Source organism: Modestobacter sp. VKM Ac-2978 (assembly GCF_026968025.1).
Classification (GTDB): Bacteria; Actinomycetota; Actinomycetes; order Mycobacteriales; family Geodermatophilaceae; genus Modestobacter.
On the sequence record NZ_JAPVBP010000009.1, the window covers coordinates 18,769 to 32,331 of the forward strand.

13 protein-coding genes, 1 tRNA gene and 2 pseudogenes are annotated in these 13,563 nt (G+C 73.1%); 8 read left to right on the forward strand and 8 right to left on the reverse strand.

Annotated features, from left to right (window positions below; genetic code table 11):
- The first annotated feature begins 414 nt into the window (after positions 1 to 414).
- From O2W53_RS19655 to O2W53_RS23985, 3 genes and pseudogenes are all read left to right on the forward strand, one after another.
- Positions 415 to 657: a helix-turn-helix domain-containing protein gene (locus tag O2W53_RS19655; protein ID WP_269164754.1), complete on the forward strand. Its 243-nt coding sequence runs from the start codon at positions 415 to 417 to the stop codon at positions 655 to 657.
- 74 nt (positions 658 to 731) lie between these two features.
- Positions 732 to 1,091: pseudogene (locus O2W53_RS23980) on the forward strand (hypothetical protein); the annotation flags it as partial.
- Positions 1,092 to 1,287: 196 nt separating this feature from the next.
- Positions 1,288 to 1,803, forward strand: a pseudogene (locus O2W53_RS23985) (site-specific integrase); the annotation flags it as partial.
- A 152-nt stretch (positions 1,804 to 1,955) separates the two neighbouring features.
- Here the strand turns inward: O2W53_RS23985 and O2W53_RS19660 are convergent.
- The 5 genes from O2W53_RS19660 to kdpF all read right to left on the reverse strand — a co-directional run bounded on the left by O2W53_RS19660 (position 1,956) and on the right by kdpF (position 6,607).
- A tRNA-Ala gene (locus tag O2W53_RS19660) sits at positions 1,956 to 2,028 on the reverse strand.
- Positions 2,029 to 2,072: 44 nt separating this feature from the next.
- A complete protein-coding gene (gene kdpC / locus O2W53_RS19665) occupies positions 2,073 to 2,717 on the reverse strand; it encodes a potassium-transporting ATPase subunit KdpC (protein WP_269164755.1) in 645 nt (214 codons plus the stop codon).
- On the reverse strand, positions 2,717 to 4,768 hold the full coding sequence (gene kdpB / locus O2W53_RS19670; RefSeq protein WP_269164756.1) for a potassium-transporting ATPase subunit KdpB: 2,052 nt from the start codon (positions 4,766 to 4,768) through the stop codon (positions 2,717 to 2,719). The genes kdpC and kdpB overlap by 1 nt, the downstream gene beginning before the upstream one ends.
- Before the next feature lie 58 nt (positions 4,769 to 4,826).
- Positions 4,827 to 6,527 (reverse strand): potassium-transporting ATPase subunit KdpA, encoded by a 1,701-nt coding sequence (gene kdpA, locus O2W53_RS19675; RefSeq protein ID WP_269164757.1) that lies wholly within the window; start codon positions 6,525 to 6,527, stop codon positions 4,827 to 4,829.
- Positions 6,527 to 6,607: a K(+)-transporting ATPase subunit F gene (kdpF, locus tag O2W53_RS23990; protein WP_366139772.1), complete on the reverse strand. Its 81-nt coding sequence runs from the start codon at positions 6,605 to 6,607 to the stop codon at positions 6,527 to 6,529. The genes kdpA and kdpF overlap by 1 nt, the downstream gene beginning before the upstream one ends.
- 385 nt (positions 6,608 to 6,992) lie before the next feature.
- Between kdpF and O2W53_RS19680 the strand changes: the two genes are divergently transcribed.
- Positions 6,993 to 7,610 carry a DedA family protein gene (locus O2W53_RS19680; protein ID WP_269164758.1) on the forward strand — a complete coding sequence of 206 codons (618 nt, stop codon included), beginning with the start codon at positions 6,993 to 6,995 and terminating at the stop codon, positions 7,608 to 7,610.
- A gap of 24 nt (positions 7,611 to 7,634) precedes the next feature.
- Here the strand turns inward: O2W53_RS19680 and O2W53_RS19685 are convergent, their stop codons facing one another.
- Both O2W53_RS19685 and O2W53_RS19690 read right to left on the reverse strand, forming a co-directional pair.
- The gene (locus O2W53_RS19685) at positions 7,635 to 8,057 is read right to left on the reverse strand and encodes a VOC family protein (protein WP_269164759.1); all 423 of its coding nucleotides are present in this window, start codon (positions 8,055 to 8,057) and stop codon (positions 7,635 to 7,637) included.
- Positions 8,058 to 8,067: 10 nt separating this feature from the next.
- Positions 8,068 to 8,514 carry a helix-turn-helix domain-containing protein gene (locus O2W53_RS19690; RefSeq protein ID WP_269164760.1) on the reverse strand — a complete coding sequence of 149 codons (447 nt, stop codon included), beginning with the start codon at positions 8,512 to 8,514 and terminating at the stop codon, positions 8,068 to 8,070.
- An 81-nt stretch (positions 8,515 to 8,595) separates the two neighbouring features.
- Here O2W53_RS19690 and O2W53_RS19695 point away from each other — a divergent pair, with 81 nt between their 5' ends.
- The 4 genes from O2W53_RS19695 to O2W53_RS19710 are packed head-to-tail and all read left to right on the forward strand — an operon-like array spanning position 8,596 to position 12,603.
- Complete coding sequence (locus O2W53_RS19695) at positions 8,596 to 11,118, forward strand: sensor histidine kinase (RefSeq protein WP_269164761.1); 2,523 nt, start codon at positions 8,596 to 8,598, stop codon at positions 11,116 to 11,118.
- On the forward strand, positions 11,115 to 11,810 hold the full coding sequence (locus O2W53_RS19700) for a response regulator (RefSeq protein WP_269164762.1): 696 nt from the start codon (positions 11,115 to 11,117) through the stop codon (positions 11,808 to 11,810). Before O2W53_RS19695 ends, O2W53_RS19700 begins: the two co-directional genes overlap by 4 nt.
- 41 nt (positions 11,811 to 11,851) lie before the next feature.
- Positions 11,852 to 12,124 (forward strand): helix-turn-helix transcriptional regulator, encoded by a 273-nt coding sequence (locus O2W53_RS19705; RefSeq protein ID WP_269164763.1) that lies wholly within the window; start codon positions 11,852 to 11,854, stop codon positions 12,122 to 12,124.
- Positions 12,121 to 12,603, forward strand: coding sequence for a hypothetical protein (locus tag O2W53_RS19710; RefSeq protein ID WP_269164764.1), 483 nt, complete (start codon positions 12,121 to 12,123; stop codon positions 12,601 to 12,603). Before O2W53_RS19705 ends, O2W53_RS19710 begins: the two co-directional genes overlap by 4 nt.
- 38 nt (positions 12,604 to 12,641) lie before the next feature.
- Here O2W53_RS19710 and O2W53_RS19715 read toward each other — a convergent pair whose 3' ends face one another.
- On the reverse strand, positions 12,642 to 13,550 hold the full coding sequence (locus O2W53_RS19715; RefSeq protein WP_269164765.1) for a M23 family metallopeptidase: 909 nt from the start codon (positions 13,548 to 13,550) through the stop codon (positions 12,642 to 12,644).
- Positions 13,551 to 13,563: the final 13 nt, after the last annotated feature.

Here is a 13,563-nt window from a genome sequence, read left to right on the forward strand (position 1 = left end):
AGGGCGGCTGCCTCGGGACTGTCCGCGGTCGAGCTCGTCGAGGGCCTCGTCGAGGTCCAGGTGCCTCTTGTGCCCCACCCGCCGGGACTGGCCCAGACTGCTCGGCGACCTCGCAGGCCAGCTGAACGACGGGCGGGTCTACGAGGGCGACTTGCCCGCTCTGGGGCGGGACCTGCACCCCGTACTGGAGAACTACCGGCGACGTGCGCACTTCACCGGCGCTCCCGATCTGTACTGAGCCCGAGCTCCAGTACTTCTGCAGTAGTAGGAAGCAGCGGCTCCGGTCTCCGAGTGGGTGACGGTCACCATCGAGATGGTCTGACTGATGAGGCACTGGAGATGTTCGGCAGGCCGCTCCCGCACCGTCGTGCTCAAGCCGCCACTTGGCACGCGACTGATCCGGGAGAGGTCGATATGGATGATCCGCAGCCGCTTCTGGACCTCATGGCCGCCGACCGTCTCCTCCTCACGCCCGAAGAGGCCGCGCGGGTCCTCCGCATCGGCCGTACGACGGTGTACGCGCTCATGAAGTGCGGGGATCTGCGTGCCGTACACATCGGCCGCAGCCGCCGGATTTCTCAGGCAGAGCTCGACCGCTACGTCCGCCGGCTCGAGGCTTCCCCGACTCGTCCACATCCTTCACCGGACGCCGCGTGAATCCAAAGCCCGCCTGCCTCTCCCCCGAGGGCTCCGCGAGACTGATCCTCCTGAAGCGCGCCAAGGAGTAGCGGATGGCGGGACGGGCTTCGAACGGCGAGTCGACGATCTACAAGGGCGCCGACGGGCGATGGCATGGCTACGTCTCGGTCGGGTTCGCGCTCGACGGCAAGCTCGACCGCCGGCACGTCAGCAGCAAGAGCCGCGGTGTCGTGGTCGCGAAGGTCCGTGAGCTCGAGCGCAAGCGCGACTCCGGGACGATCACCGAGACGTCGACGCCGACCGTCGCCGAGTGGCTCGAGCACTGGCTGACCTCCATCGCCCCGCGCCGCGTGCGCCAGCGGACGCTGGAGAGCTACGAGTCCGCCGTCCGCAAGCACCTGATCCCTGGCATCGGCCGGCACCGCCTCGACCGGCTGCGGCCGGAGCACCTCGACCAGCTCTACCGCGCTCCTCGACGCCGGCTACTCCCCCGCCACCGTGCTGCGCCATCACCGCATCCTGTCGCGGGCGCTCACCGTCGCCGTCCAGCGCGGACACGTGCCCCGCAACGTCGCCGCCCTCGTCGACCCACCCGCCCAGCGCCCGAGCGATATCGCCACCGCCCTCGACCTCGGCGAGGCCCGCGCCGTGCTGCACGCCGCGGCCGGCGTCCGCAACTCCGCCCGCTGGACCGTCGCCCTGGCCCTCGGCCTGCGCCAGTCCGAGGCCCTCGCGCTGCAGTGGAAGGACGTCGACCTTCTCAGCAACACGCTCACGGTCCGGCGCAGCATCCACCGCATCCGCGGCGGTGGGCTGATCTACGAGGAGCCCAAAAGCAAGCGCAGCCAGCGCACCCTGGCGCTTCCGTTACCGCTGGTCGCCGAGCTGCACCGGCACAAGGCCGCGCAGCTCGGCGAGCGGATGTTGGCCGGCTCGGAGTGGCACGACGAGGACCTGGTCTTCGCCCAGCCCAACGGGCGGCCGATCGACAAGAAGTCCGACTACGACGACTGGACCCGTCTGCTTCAGTCCGCCGGCGTCCGGCACGTGCGGCTGCACGACGGCCGGCACACCGCCGCCACCTTGCTCCTCAGCGAGAACGTGCACCCGCGGGTGGTCATGGAGCTGCTCGGCCACAGCCAGATGCGCACCACGATGGACATCTACAGCCACGTCATGCCGGCCCTGGCCCGCGAAGCCGCCGACCGGATGGACACCCTGCTGCTGCCAGGTAAGGGTGGGCAAACTGCAACCAGAACTGCAACCAGAGACGACTCAGGCCGCTCTCCAGAAGGAGAACGGCCTGGTCATTGGGGTGGAGCTGAGGGGACTCGAACCCCTGACCCCCACACTGCCAGTGTGGTGCGCTACCAGCTGCGCCACAGCCCCTTGCCGACCCGGTCTGGTGTGTCCGAGCCGTGGAGAAGACTACATCAGGGTGAACGATGCCCGGCGGAGGGGTCCCCGCCGGGCATCGTGTCGTCAGCCCCTGCGCCGAAGCGGTGGTCGAGCGCCAGGTTGAGCTCCAGCACCCGCACGTGCGGCGCCCCGATGAAGCCGAGGTCCCGCCCGGCCGTGTGCTCCTCCACCAGCGCCTCGACGTCGTCCACCGGCACACCGCGCGCCTCGGCGACGCGGGCCACCTGCAGAGCCGCGTACTCCGGCGAGATGTCCGGGTCGAGCCCGGATCCCGACGCCGTCACCGCGTCGGCCGGCACCTCGGACTCAGACGCCCCGTTGAAGTCGGCGACAGACTCGCGCCGCTCCCCCACCGCGGCGACCAGCTCCTCGGAGTTCGGCCCCAGGTTCGACCCGCCCGACGCCGCGCCGTCGTAGTCCGACACCGAGGGCCGAGTCTGGAAGTACTCCGGCAGCGGGTCGCCGTCCTCGTCGGTGAACGACTGGCCGATCAGCGACGACCCGTCCACCGACACCAGCGACCCGTCGGCGCGAGCCGGTGCGATCAGCTGGGCGACGCCCGTGATCACCAGTGGGTAGGCCAGCCCGAGCACCACGGTGGCGACGAGCAGGGCACGGACGGCGGCCACCAGCTGGCGGCCCGAACGCAGAGCGGACATCACGCGATCCCGGGGATGAGAGAGACCAGCAGGTCGATGAGCTTGATCCCGACGAACGGCAGCACCACGCCGCCGACGCCGTAGACAGCCAAGTTGCGGCGCAACATCGCCGACGCGGACGCCGGCCGGTACTTCACGCCGCGCAGCGCCAGCGGCACCAGCGCCACAATGATCAGCGCGTTGAAGATGACCGCCGACAGGATGGCCGACTCCGAGGAGGCCAACCCCATGACGTTCAGGGTGGACAGCCCCGGGAAGACGCCAGCGAACATGGCCGGCAGGATCGCGAAGTACTTCGCCAGGTCGTTGGCGATGGAGAAGGTGGTCAGCGACCCGCGGGTGATCAGCAGCTGCTTGCCGATCTCCACGATCTCGATCAGCTTCGTCGGGTCGGAGTCCAGGTCGACCATGTTCCCGGCCTCCTTGGCAGCGGTCGTCCCGGTGTTCATCGCCACCCCGACGTCGGCCTGCGCCAGCGCCGGGGCGTCGTTGGTCCCGTCGCCGGTCATCGCCACCAGCCGGCCGCCGGCCTGCTCCCTGACGATCAGCGCCAGCTTGTCCTCCGGCGTCGCCTCGGCCAGCACGTCGTCGATCCCGGCCTCCGTGGCGATCGCCCGGGCGGTCCGCTCGTTGTCGCCGGTGATCATCACCGCACGGATCCCCATCCGGCGCAGCTCCGCGAACCGCTCGACCATCCCCGCCTTGACGACGTCCTTCAGGTGGATGACGCCGAGCACCCGCGCGCCGTCGGACGACGCCGAGGCCAGCAGCAGCGGCGTCCCGCCAGCGGCGGAGATGCCGTCGACGACGTCCGCGACCTCCGGCGGCACCGGGCCGTCCTGCGCCCGCACCCACGCCAGCACCGCACCCGCGGCGCCCTTGCGCAGCTGCCGGCCGTCGGGCAGGTCGACCCCGCTCATCCGGGTCTGCGCGGTGAAGGGGACGAACACCGCCGACTCGAGCTCGCGGCCGCGCAGGCCGTAGCGCTCCTTGGCCAGGACGACGATGCTGCGGCCCTCCGGCGTCTCGTCGGCCAGCGAGGCCAGCTGTGCGGCGTCGGCGACCTCGGCCTCCGCCGCGTCCCCGACCGGCACGAAGGAAGACGCCTGCCGGTTGCCGAGGGTGATGGTGCCGGTCTTGTCCAGCAGCAGGGTGTTCACGTCGCCGGCCGCCTCGACCGCGCGGCCGCTCATCGCCAGCACGTTGCGCTGCACCAGCCGGTCCATCCCGGCGATGCCGATCGCCGACAGCAGCGCGCCGATCGTGGTCGGGATCAAGCAGACCACCAGGGCGATCAGCGTGGTCAGCGACTGCTCCGCACCCGAGTAGACCGCCAACGGCTGCAGCGTGATGACCACGACCAGGAACACGATGGTCAGCGAGCTGAGCAGGATGTTCAGCGCGATCTCGTTCGGCGTCCGCTGCCGAGAGGCGCCCTCGACCAGCGCGATCATCCGGTCGACGAACGTCTCCCCCGGCTTGCTGGTGATCTCCACGACGATCCGGTCGCTGAGCACCGTCGTCCCGCCGGTCACCGCCGAGCGGTCACCGCCGGACTCGCGGATCACCGGTGCCGACTCCCCGGTGATCGCCGACTCGTCGACGCTGGCGATCCCCTCGACGGCGTCGCCGTCCCCCGGGATCACCTGCCCGGCCACGACGACCACCCGCATGCCCGGCCGCAGGTCGGCCGCGGGCACCTCGGTGCCGTCGAGCAGGTACGCCACGGTGGTCTGCCGGGCCCTGCGCAGGGTGTCGGCCTGCGCCTTGCCGCGGCCCTCGGCGACGGCCTCGGCGGCGTTGGCGAACAGCACGGTCAGCCACAGCCAGCCGGCGATCAGCCAGCCGAACACCGACGGGTCGGTGACCGCCAGCACGGTGGAGAACACCGAGCCGACCCACACCACGAACACCACCGGCTGGCGCACCAGGCCGCGCGGATCGAGCTTGCGGATGGCGCCGGCCAGCGCCGGGCCCCACTCGATCGCCGCGCGCTGCTGGGGCCGGGGCTCGGGGTTGGAGACGGGACGACGATCGAGCGCCGTTGTCATGACAGTCCTTCAGTCGTGAGAACGACAGAAATGGCCATTTCTGTCGGGGAGGTGGGGGTCATGCGAGGGCCTCGGCGAGGGGGCCCAGTGCGAGCGCCGGGAAGTACGTGAGGCCGACGACGACCAGGACCACGGCGCCCAGCAGGCCGACGAACAGCGGCTGGTGGGTGGGCAGCGTCCCAGCGGTCACCGGCGCCTTGCCTTGTGCAGCGAGCCGGCCGGCGAGCGCGACCACCAGCACGATGGGCAGGAAGCGGGCGAAGGCCATCGCCAGGCCCAGGGCGGTGTTGTAGAAGGGCGTGTTCGCGCTCAGCCCGGCGAACGCCGAGCCGTTGTTGTTCGACGCCGACGTGAAGGCGTAGAGCACCTCGCTCAGCCCGTGCGAGCCGCTGTTCAGCAGCGAGCCGAGCCCGGTGTCGGTGGCGACGGCGACCGCCGTCCCGGTGAGCACGAGCACCGGGGTGACCAGCACGTACAGCGACGCCAGCGTCATCTCCCGGCGGCCGAGCTTCTTGCCCAGGTACTCCGGGGTGCGCCCGACCATCAGCCCGGCGACGAACACCGCGACGACGGCGAGCACGAGCATTCCGTAGAGCCCGGAACCGACCCCGCCGGGCGCGACCTCGCCGAGCATCATGTTCGCCATCACCAGCAGCCCGCCGGTGGGCGTGTAGCTGTCGTGCATCGAGTTGACGGCGCCGGTCGAGGTCAGCGTCGTCGCCGTCCCGAACAGGGCCGACAGCGGCCCGCCGAAGCGGACCTCCTGACCCTCGGTCGCCGCGCCCGCCAGCTGCAGCGCCGCTCCCCCGGCCCGGGCCTGCGCCCAGCTGGTGAGCGCCAGCGACGCGGTGGCCAGGCCGGCCATCACGCCCACGATCGCCAGACCCTGCCGGCGGTCACCGACCATCCGGCCGAAGGTGCGCGGCAGCGAGAACGGGATGACCAGCAGCAGGAACACCTGGAACAGCGAGATCCAGGCGGTCGGACCCTCGAACGGGTGCGCGGAGTTGGCGTTGTAGAAGCCACCGCCGTTGGTGCCCAGCTCCTTGATCGCCTCCTGCGAGGCGACCGGCCCGCCGGGCAGGAATTGGGTCGCCCCGGCCAGCGTCGTCGCCTCGGTGCCGGACGACAGGTTCTGCACCACGCCACCGAGCACCAGGACGACGGCGGCGACCGTTGCCAGCGGCAGCAGCACCCGGGTGATCGCGCGGGTCACGTCGACCCAGAAGTTGCCCAGCCGGTCGGTGCCGCTGCGGGCGAAGCCGCGCACCAGTGCGATCGCCACCGCGATGCCGACGGCGGCCGACACGAAGTTCTGCACCGCGAGCCCGGCCATCTGGACCAGGTGGCCCATCGTCGACTCGCCGCTGTAGCCCTGCCAGTTCGTGTTGGTCACGAAGCTGACCGCGGTGTTCCAGGCCGAGCCCGGCTCCACCGCCGCCATGCCGTTGTCCAGCGGCAACAGCGACTGCAGCCGCTGCAGGCCGTAGAGGAACAGCACCGACACCAGCGAGAACGCCAGCACGCTGCGCAGGTACGTCGGCCAACGCTGCTCGACGTCGGCGTCCACCCCCACCGCCCGGTAGACCAGCCGCTCCACCTGCCAGTGCCCCTGCCGGGGCCAAAGTCGCGATCTTGGCCCCGCGTCGGGGTCGGTGGTGAAGGCGCGGGCCATCCAGTCGCCCAGCGGGCGGTGCACCAGGGCCAGGGCGAGCACCAGCAGCCCGGCCTGCAGCCAGCCGGCAGCAGCGGCGCTCATCAGAACCGCTCCGGGAACAGCAGGCTGCCCAGCAGGTAGAGCACCAGGCCGGCGGCGACGGCGAGCGCAACCCAGGTCACAGCCGTTCCACCCCCCGCACCGCGAGGGCCAGCAGCGCGAAGACCGCCAGCGTGAGCAGCACGTAGACCACGTCGGTCACGTCGTGAGCACCTTCATCCCGATCCCGGCGGACGACCGGTCGTCGTCCACGTCCGAGCGGGGACGCTAGGAGCGGAACGAGCCACCGTCGGCCGTCTTGACGGGCTCTTGACGGTGCGGGGCGCCGACCTTGACGCGCTGCTGACGCCGACGTGTCCGGGTCGGGTCAGGGGGTTCCCCGATGGTCCCGGCGCCCGGCCCCCGCCAGGCTCGCACCAGGAACTGTCAGCGGGGCCGATCAGTCTGGGCGGCGGGCAGGGTCAGGAGCAGCGTGGGGACGACGAGATCGGCCGGTGGACGGCGGTGGTGAGCGCGGCGCTGGAGCGGGTCGGCAGCTGGCCGGCCGTGCTCGTGCTGAGCGTCGCCGCTCTGCTGCTGGTCCTGGAGAGCGGCGTCGTGCTCGGCGTGCTGCTGCCCGGGTCGACCACCCTCGTCGTGCTGGGGCTGTGGTCGGCGATCTCGGACACCCACCCGGCGCTGCCGATCGCGGTGGCCGCCACGGCCAGCATTGGCGGCGCGCTGTTCGGTTGGCAGCAGGGACACCGGCGGCGCGGCACCGGTGCCCGGCCCGGCCGGCTGCGCGCACGGGTCGACCCCGTGGTGCGCTGGGCCCGCGACTGGCTGACCACCCAGGGGCCGGCCGGCAGCGCCGTCGTCCTCGCCGTCGCCCAGTGGGCCGCGGTCAGCCGCACCCTGACGCCGCGGGTGGCCGGTGGCGCCGGCGTGCCGCTGCGGCTGGTCGCCCCGGTGCTCCTGGTCAGCGGCACGGCCTGGGCGTGCACCGTCGTCCTGCTCGCCCGCGAACTCGGCGAGCGGGTGGCGACCGACGCCGGGCTGGCGCCGGTCCTCGTCCTCCTCGCCGTGCTCGCCGGACTGCTGCTGCGCGCCCGGCTGACCCGCTCCCGCCCCGTGACGGGGTCCTGAGGGAGCGGGCCGGCCGGGAGCCCGTCAGGCGGACGGCGGTGGGGTGAGCTGGGCGACGCGGACGTGGTTGCCGAACGGGTCGCGGAAGCCGAAGTCGATGCCGTAGGGCTGCACGACCGGCTCCTCGTTGATCTCCACGCCCCGCTCCTTGAGCTCGGCGTGGGTCTTGTGCGCGTCGTCGGTGCTGAAGAACAGGTGCCCGCCGGCGGCACCCTTGGAGATGAGGTCGCGCACCTGGGCGGCGATCTCCTCGCTGTAGCCGGGCGGGCCCGGCCGCTCCAGCAGGACGGCGTGCCCAGGGTCGGTGGGCAGCGCCACGGTGAGGAAGCGCATCGGACCGAACTGCATGTCCGTCTGCACCTCGAAGCCGAGCTTGCCGACGTAGAAGTCGAGCGCGGCGTCCTGGTCGGGGACGAAGACCTGGCTGATCGTGATGGTGTTCAACATGGTCAGGACGCTAGGGGCGGGCGTCGTCCCCGGGCTTCTCCGAAACTGCGCTGTCCGTGCTCGGCCGCAGCCAGCGCATGCCGAAGCAGCTGGGCACCGGCGCGAGCGGCCCGCGCCGGCGGTAGACGCTCGGCGGCTCCCCGACGATCTCGGCGAACACCCGGCTGAACGTGCCGAGACTGGAGAAGCCGACGGCCATGCAGATGTCGGTGACGGTCTCCTCGGTGCTGCGCAGCAGCCACATCGCCCGCTCCACCCGGCGCCGCTGCAGGTAGCGGTGCGGCGTCTCCCCGAAGGTGGCCCGGAAGGTGCGAATGAAGTGCGCCTCGGAGACGCAGGCGACCCGGGCCAGGGTCGGGACGTCGAGCGGCTCGGCGTACGAACGGTCCATCGCGTCCCGGGCGCGCAGCATCCGCCGGTTCGAGTCCTCGCTCGCCCGGCTCACGACCGCGATCATGGCACCCACTCCGGGTGGTCTTGACGCGATCCTGACGCCCGGTGGCGGCGATCGGCGGCGGCGCGGGCCGATCATGGGGGCATGGCCCGCGGCACGCTGCGCATCTACCTGGGCGCCGCCCCCGGCGTCGGGAAGACCTTCGCCGTCCTCGGCGAGGCGCGCCGCCGGGCCGAGCGGGGCTGCGACGTCGTCGTCGGGCTGGTGGAGACGCACGGCCGGCCGCGCACCGCCGCCGCCCTCGACGGCCTGGAGGTGCTGCCGCGCGCGGAGGTCACCCACCGCGGGGTCACCCTCACCGAGCTCGACCTGGACGGCGTCCTCGCCCGCCGCCCGGAGGTCGTCGTCGTCGACGAGCTGGCGCACACCAACGCCCCCGGCTCCCGGAACACCAAGCGCTGGCAGGACGTCGAGGAGCTGCTCGCCGCCGGGATCAGCGTGCTCAGCACGGTCAACGTGCAGCACCTGGAGAGCCTCACCGACGTCGTCGAGCAGATCACCGGCGTCGAGCAGCAGGAGACGGTGCCCGACGAGGTGGTGCGCCGGGCGGACCAGGTCGAGCTGGTCGACATGTCGCCCGAGGCGCTGCGCCGCCGGATGGCGCACGGCAACGTCTACCCCGCCGAGCGGGTCGACGCGGCGATGGGGAACTACTTCCGGGTCGGCAACCTGACCGCGCTGCGCGAGCTCGCCCTGCTCTGGCTGGCCGACCGGGTCGACGAGGGGCTGCGCCGCTACCGCTCCGACCACGCCATCGACCACGTCTGGGAGGCCCGCGAGCGGGTCGTCGTCGCGCTGACCGGTGGCCCCGAGGGCGAGACGCTGATCCGCCGGGCGGCCCGGGTCGCCCGCCGCACCGGCAACGGTGTGCTGCTGGCCGTGCACGTGCTCAGCCCCGACGGCCTGACCGGCGCCTCCCCCGAGGCGCTGCGCACGCAGCGCGCCCTGTTGGAGAGCCTGGGCGGCAGCTGGCACCAGGTGGTCGGGGACGACGTCGCCGAGGCGTTGCTGGAGTTCGCCCGCGGGGTCGACGCCACCCAGCTCCTGATCGGCACCAGCCGACGCACCCGGTGGGCCCGGGCGCTGCGCGGTGGCATCGGCGGGCGGGTGATCGCCGGCTCCGGCGAGATCGACGTGCACATCGTCACCCACTCCGCCGCCGGCTCCCAGGGGTGGCGGCTGCCCCGCAGCCAGGGCGCGCTCACCGCACGGCGCCGCTGGCTGGGGCTGCTGCTGGCCGTGGTCGGCGTCCCGGTCCTCGCCGTCACCTGCGTCGCGGCCCAGGCGGCGCTGTCCCTGGCCAGCGTGCTCCTGCTCTTCATCCTGCTGGTGATGGCGGTCGCGATCGTCGGCGGGCTGTGGCCGGCGCTGGCCGCCGCGATCGCCGGCGGGCTGGTGGCCAACTGGTTCTTCACCGCCCCCACCGGACGGCTCACCGTCAGCCAGGTCGACGACGTCGTCTCACTGTTCGGCGGGGTCGTCGTGGCGGTGGCGGTGGCCGCCGTCGTGGACCGGTCCGCGCGCCGCGCCACCTCGGCCGCCCGCTCCCGCGCGGAGACGGCGATGCTCGCCTCGCTGTCCCGTGCCGTGCTCGCCGGTGACCGCGGGCTGCCCAGCCTGCTGGAGCAGATCCGGGAGGCGTTCGGCCTCCGCGCGGTGACCATGGTCGAGCGGGAAGGGGGCCGCGAGCACACCGTGGGCGCCTGCGGGGAGCACGCCGACGACGAGCAGATCGACGACGTCGCGGTCACCGACACGCTCACCCTCCGGCTGCGCGGCCGCGCCCTCCCGGCTGGCGACCGCAGGGTGCTGCTCTCCTTCGCCGAGCAGGCCGCGGTCGCCCTGCAGCAGGGCCGGCTGTCGGCCCAGGCCGCCGAGGCCGACCGGCTCGCCGCCGGCAACAGCATGCGCACCGCCCTGCTGGCCGCGGTCAGCCACGACCTGCGCACCCCGCTGGCCGGGATCAAGGCCGCCTCGTCCGCGCTGCGATCGACCGACCTGGCGCTCACCGACGAGGACCGGGACGAGCTGGTCGCCACCGTGGACGAGTCCGCCGACCGGCTGACCGGGCTGGTCGACAACCTGCTGGACATGAGCCGGCTGCAGTCCGGGGCGCTCACCCCGGTGGTCGCCCCCGCCGACCTGACCGGGGTGCTCGGCGCCGCGCTCAGCTGGCTGGACGAGCCACAGCGCGCCCGGGTGGTGGTGCACTCCCCCGCCGACCTGCCGCCGGTGCTCGCCGACCCCGGCCTGCTGGAGCGGGTGGTGGCCAACCTCGCCGACAACGCCACCCGGCACGCGTCGTCCGGGCCGGTCGACCTGCGCGCCGGTGCCGCCGCCGGCCGGGTGGAGCTGCGGGTCGTCGACCGGGGTCCCGGTGTCCGGCCGGCGGACCGGGAACGGGTGTTCGCCCCGTTCCAGCGGCTCGGCGACGCCCCCGCCGGGCAGGGGGTCGGCCTGGGGCTGGCCGTCGCCCGCGGGCTGACCGAGGCGATGGGCGGCACGCTGACCGCGGAGGACACCCCCGGCGGAGGGCTCACCATGGTGGTGTCGCTGCCGGTGGCCGCCGTCCCCTCCTGCGCTCCAGAGGCGGTGTCGGCACCGTGAGCCGGGTCCTGGTCGTGGACGACGATCCACACCTGCTGCGCGCGCTGCGGATCAGCCTGCGCGCGGCCGGCTACGACGTGGTCACCGCGCCCGACGGCACGACCGCGCTGCGCGAGGCCGCCGCGGCGCACCCGGACGTCGTCGTCCTCGACCTGGGACTGCCCGACCTGGACGGCACCGAGGTGCTCGCCGGGCTGCGGCCCTGGTTCACCGGGCCGGTGCTGGTGCTCTCCGCCCGCGCCGACAGCCACGACAAGGTGGCCGCGCTGGACGCCGGCGCCGACGACTACGTAACCAAGCCCTTCGACATGGCCGAGCTGCTGGCCCGGCTGCGCGCGGCCCTGCGCCGGGGCACCGCCGAGCCGGGGCAGGCGCAGGTGGTCACCGACCACTTCACCGTCGACCTGGCGGCCAAGCAGGTGACGGTGGACGGCGTCCCGGTGCGGCTGACCCCGACGGAGTGGGCGCTGCTGTCGGAGCTGGTACGCAACCCCGGCCGGCTGGTCGGCCAGCGGGAGCTGCTGCAGGCGGTGTGGGGGCCGGCCTACGAGCGGGAGACCAACTACCTGCGGGTCTACCTGGCCCAGCTGCGCCGCAAGCTCGAACCGGACCCCGCCCACCCCCGCTACCTGCACACCGAGCCCGGCATGGGCTACCGCTTCCTGAAGGACCCGCCAGCCCGCGCGAGCTAGCGAAGTAGTGCAGATGCCCTTCCGTGTAGTACTTTTGCTACATGGCACCGCGCAAACAGTCCGACGAGGTAGAGCTGTACAACCGGCTCACCCTGCTGCGCACCGAGCGCGGCATGTCCCGCCACGAGCTGGCCGACGCCGTCGGCGTGCACTACCAGACGATCGGCTACCTCGAGCGCGGCGAGTACAGCCCCAGCGCCACCCTCGCGCTGCGGCTGGCCGCGGTCTTCGGCCTCCCGATGGAGGCGGTCTTCTCCCTCACCCCGTTCCGCACCCTGTCCGAGCAGGTCTACGGCACCAAGGAGCCCTCATGAGCACCCCCACCCGTGTCCAGCGTCGCGCCGCCCGCCTCGACGACCCGCGCTTCGAGTCCCTCCGCACCCCGCGCGTCCGCCGCCGGCTGGTGGTGGCCATGTGCGGCCTGCTCGTGGCCGAAGCGGGCCTGTTCTTCCTCGCCGAACAGGCGCCGGTCCTCTTCGCCATCGGCCTGTCGGCGCTGCTGGTGGCGTTCGTCCTGTGCCTCGGCGCCCTCAAGGGCAGCACCCGAGGAGTGGAGGAGCTGCCGGCGGAGGCGCTCGACGAGCGCCAGTGGCAGCTGCGCGGCGAGGCGTACGCACGCGCCTACCGGATCGGGTTCGGCCTGCTGACCGCGCAGCTCATCACCGTCGGCGTCTGGCTGGCCGCCGACTGGCCCACCCCGGACAGCGGGGTGCTGCTGGGCGCGGTCCTGCTGCCGTTCCACATCGGGCTCGTGTTGCCGACCCTCGTCACCGCCTGGTCCCGCCAGGTCTGAGGAAAGGACCCCGTCCCCTGTCAGGGGACGGGGTCCTCCTACAGCTCGACGCCGCGGTCGCGGAGCCAGGCGACCGGGTCGACGCGCTTGCCGTCCACGCCGCCGGAGTGGACCTCGAAGTGCAGGTGCGGCCCGGTCGACTGGCCTCGGCTGCCCAGCAGGGCGATCTGGTCGCCGGCGCTCACCACGTCACCGGCCGAGACCGTGATCTTCTCCATGTGCCCGTAGACGGTCACGTCGCCGCTCACGCCCAGGATGTAGACCACCAGGCCGTAGCCGCTGGCCGCACCGGCCCGGAGGACGACGCCGTCCTCGACCGCGTACTCCGGGGTCAGCATCGGCGCCGCCAGGTCGATGCCCCAGTGCATGGTCCCCCAACGCGGGCAGAAGCAGCTGGTCAGCCGAGCGCCCTTGACCGGCGGTGAGGCCTTCGGCCGGGCCGCCTCCGCAGCCGCCTCGGCGGCCTCGGCGGCCTCGGCCTGCTCCTGCGCCACCCGTTCGTCCCGTGCCTGGCGGGAGGCAGCGACCTCCTCCAGCCGGGCGCGCGCCTCGACCTCGGTGATCGCCAGCTGCGGGGTCAGCTCGGTCTCCAGCAGCCCCTCGGCGTCCGAGCCGAGCAGCTCCTCCACCGCGACCGACTCGCGGGCGTCGGCGGCGGGCAGCGCCTGGGTGCCGACGAGGGCGACCGTCGCCCCCACGACCAGCGCCGCGAGCAGCGCGGCCGGACGCCGGCGGGCGACCGCCCGCGGGGCAGCCGGGAGCGCGACCGGCCAGGACCCGGATGTCGGGGACCCGAACGACGGGAACCCGGATGACGAGGACCCGGACGACGAGGCCCCGGACGACGAGGCCCCGGAGTAGGGCGAGACCGAGGGCTGGGAACCCGAGGACGGTGCGACCTCACGTCCGCGGGTGCGGACCGTGGTGCCGGCGTGCCTCGAACCCATGCGCCTGCCTCTC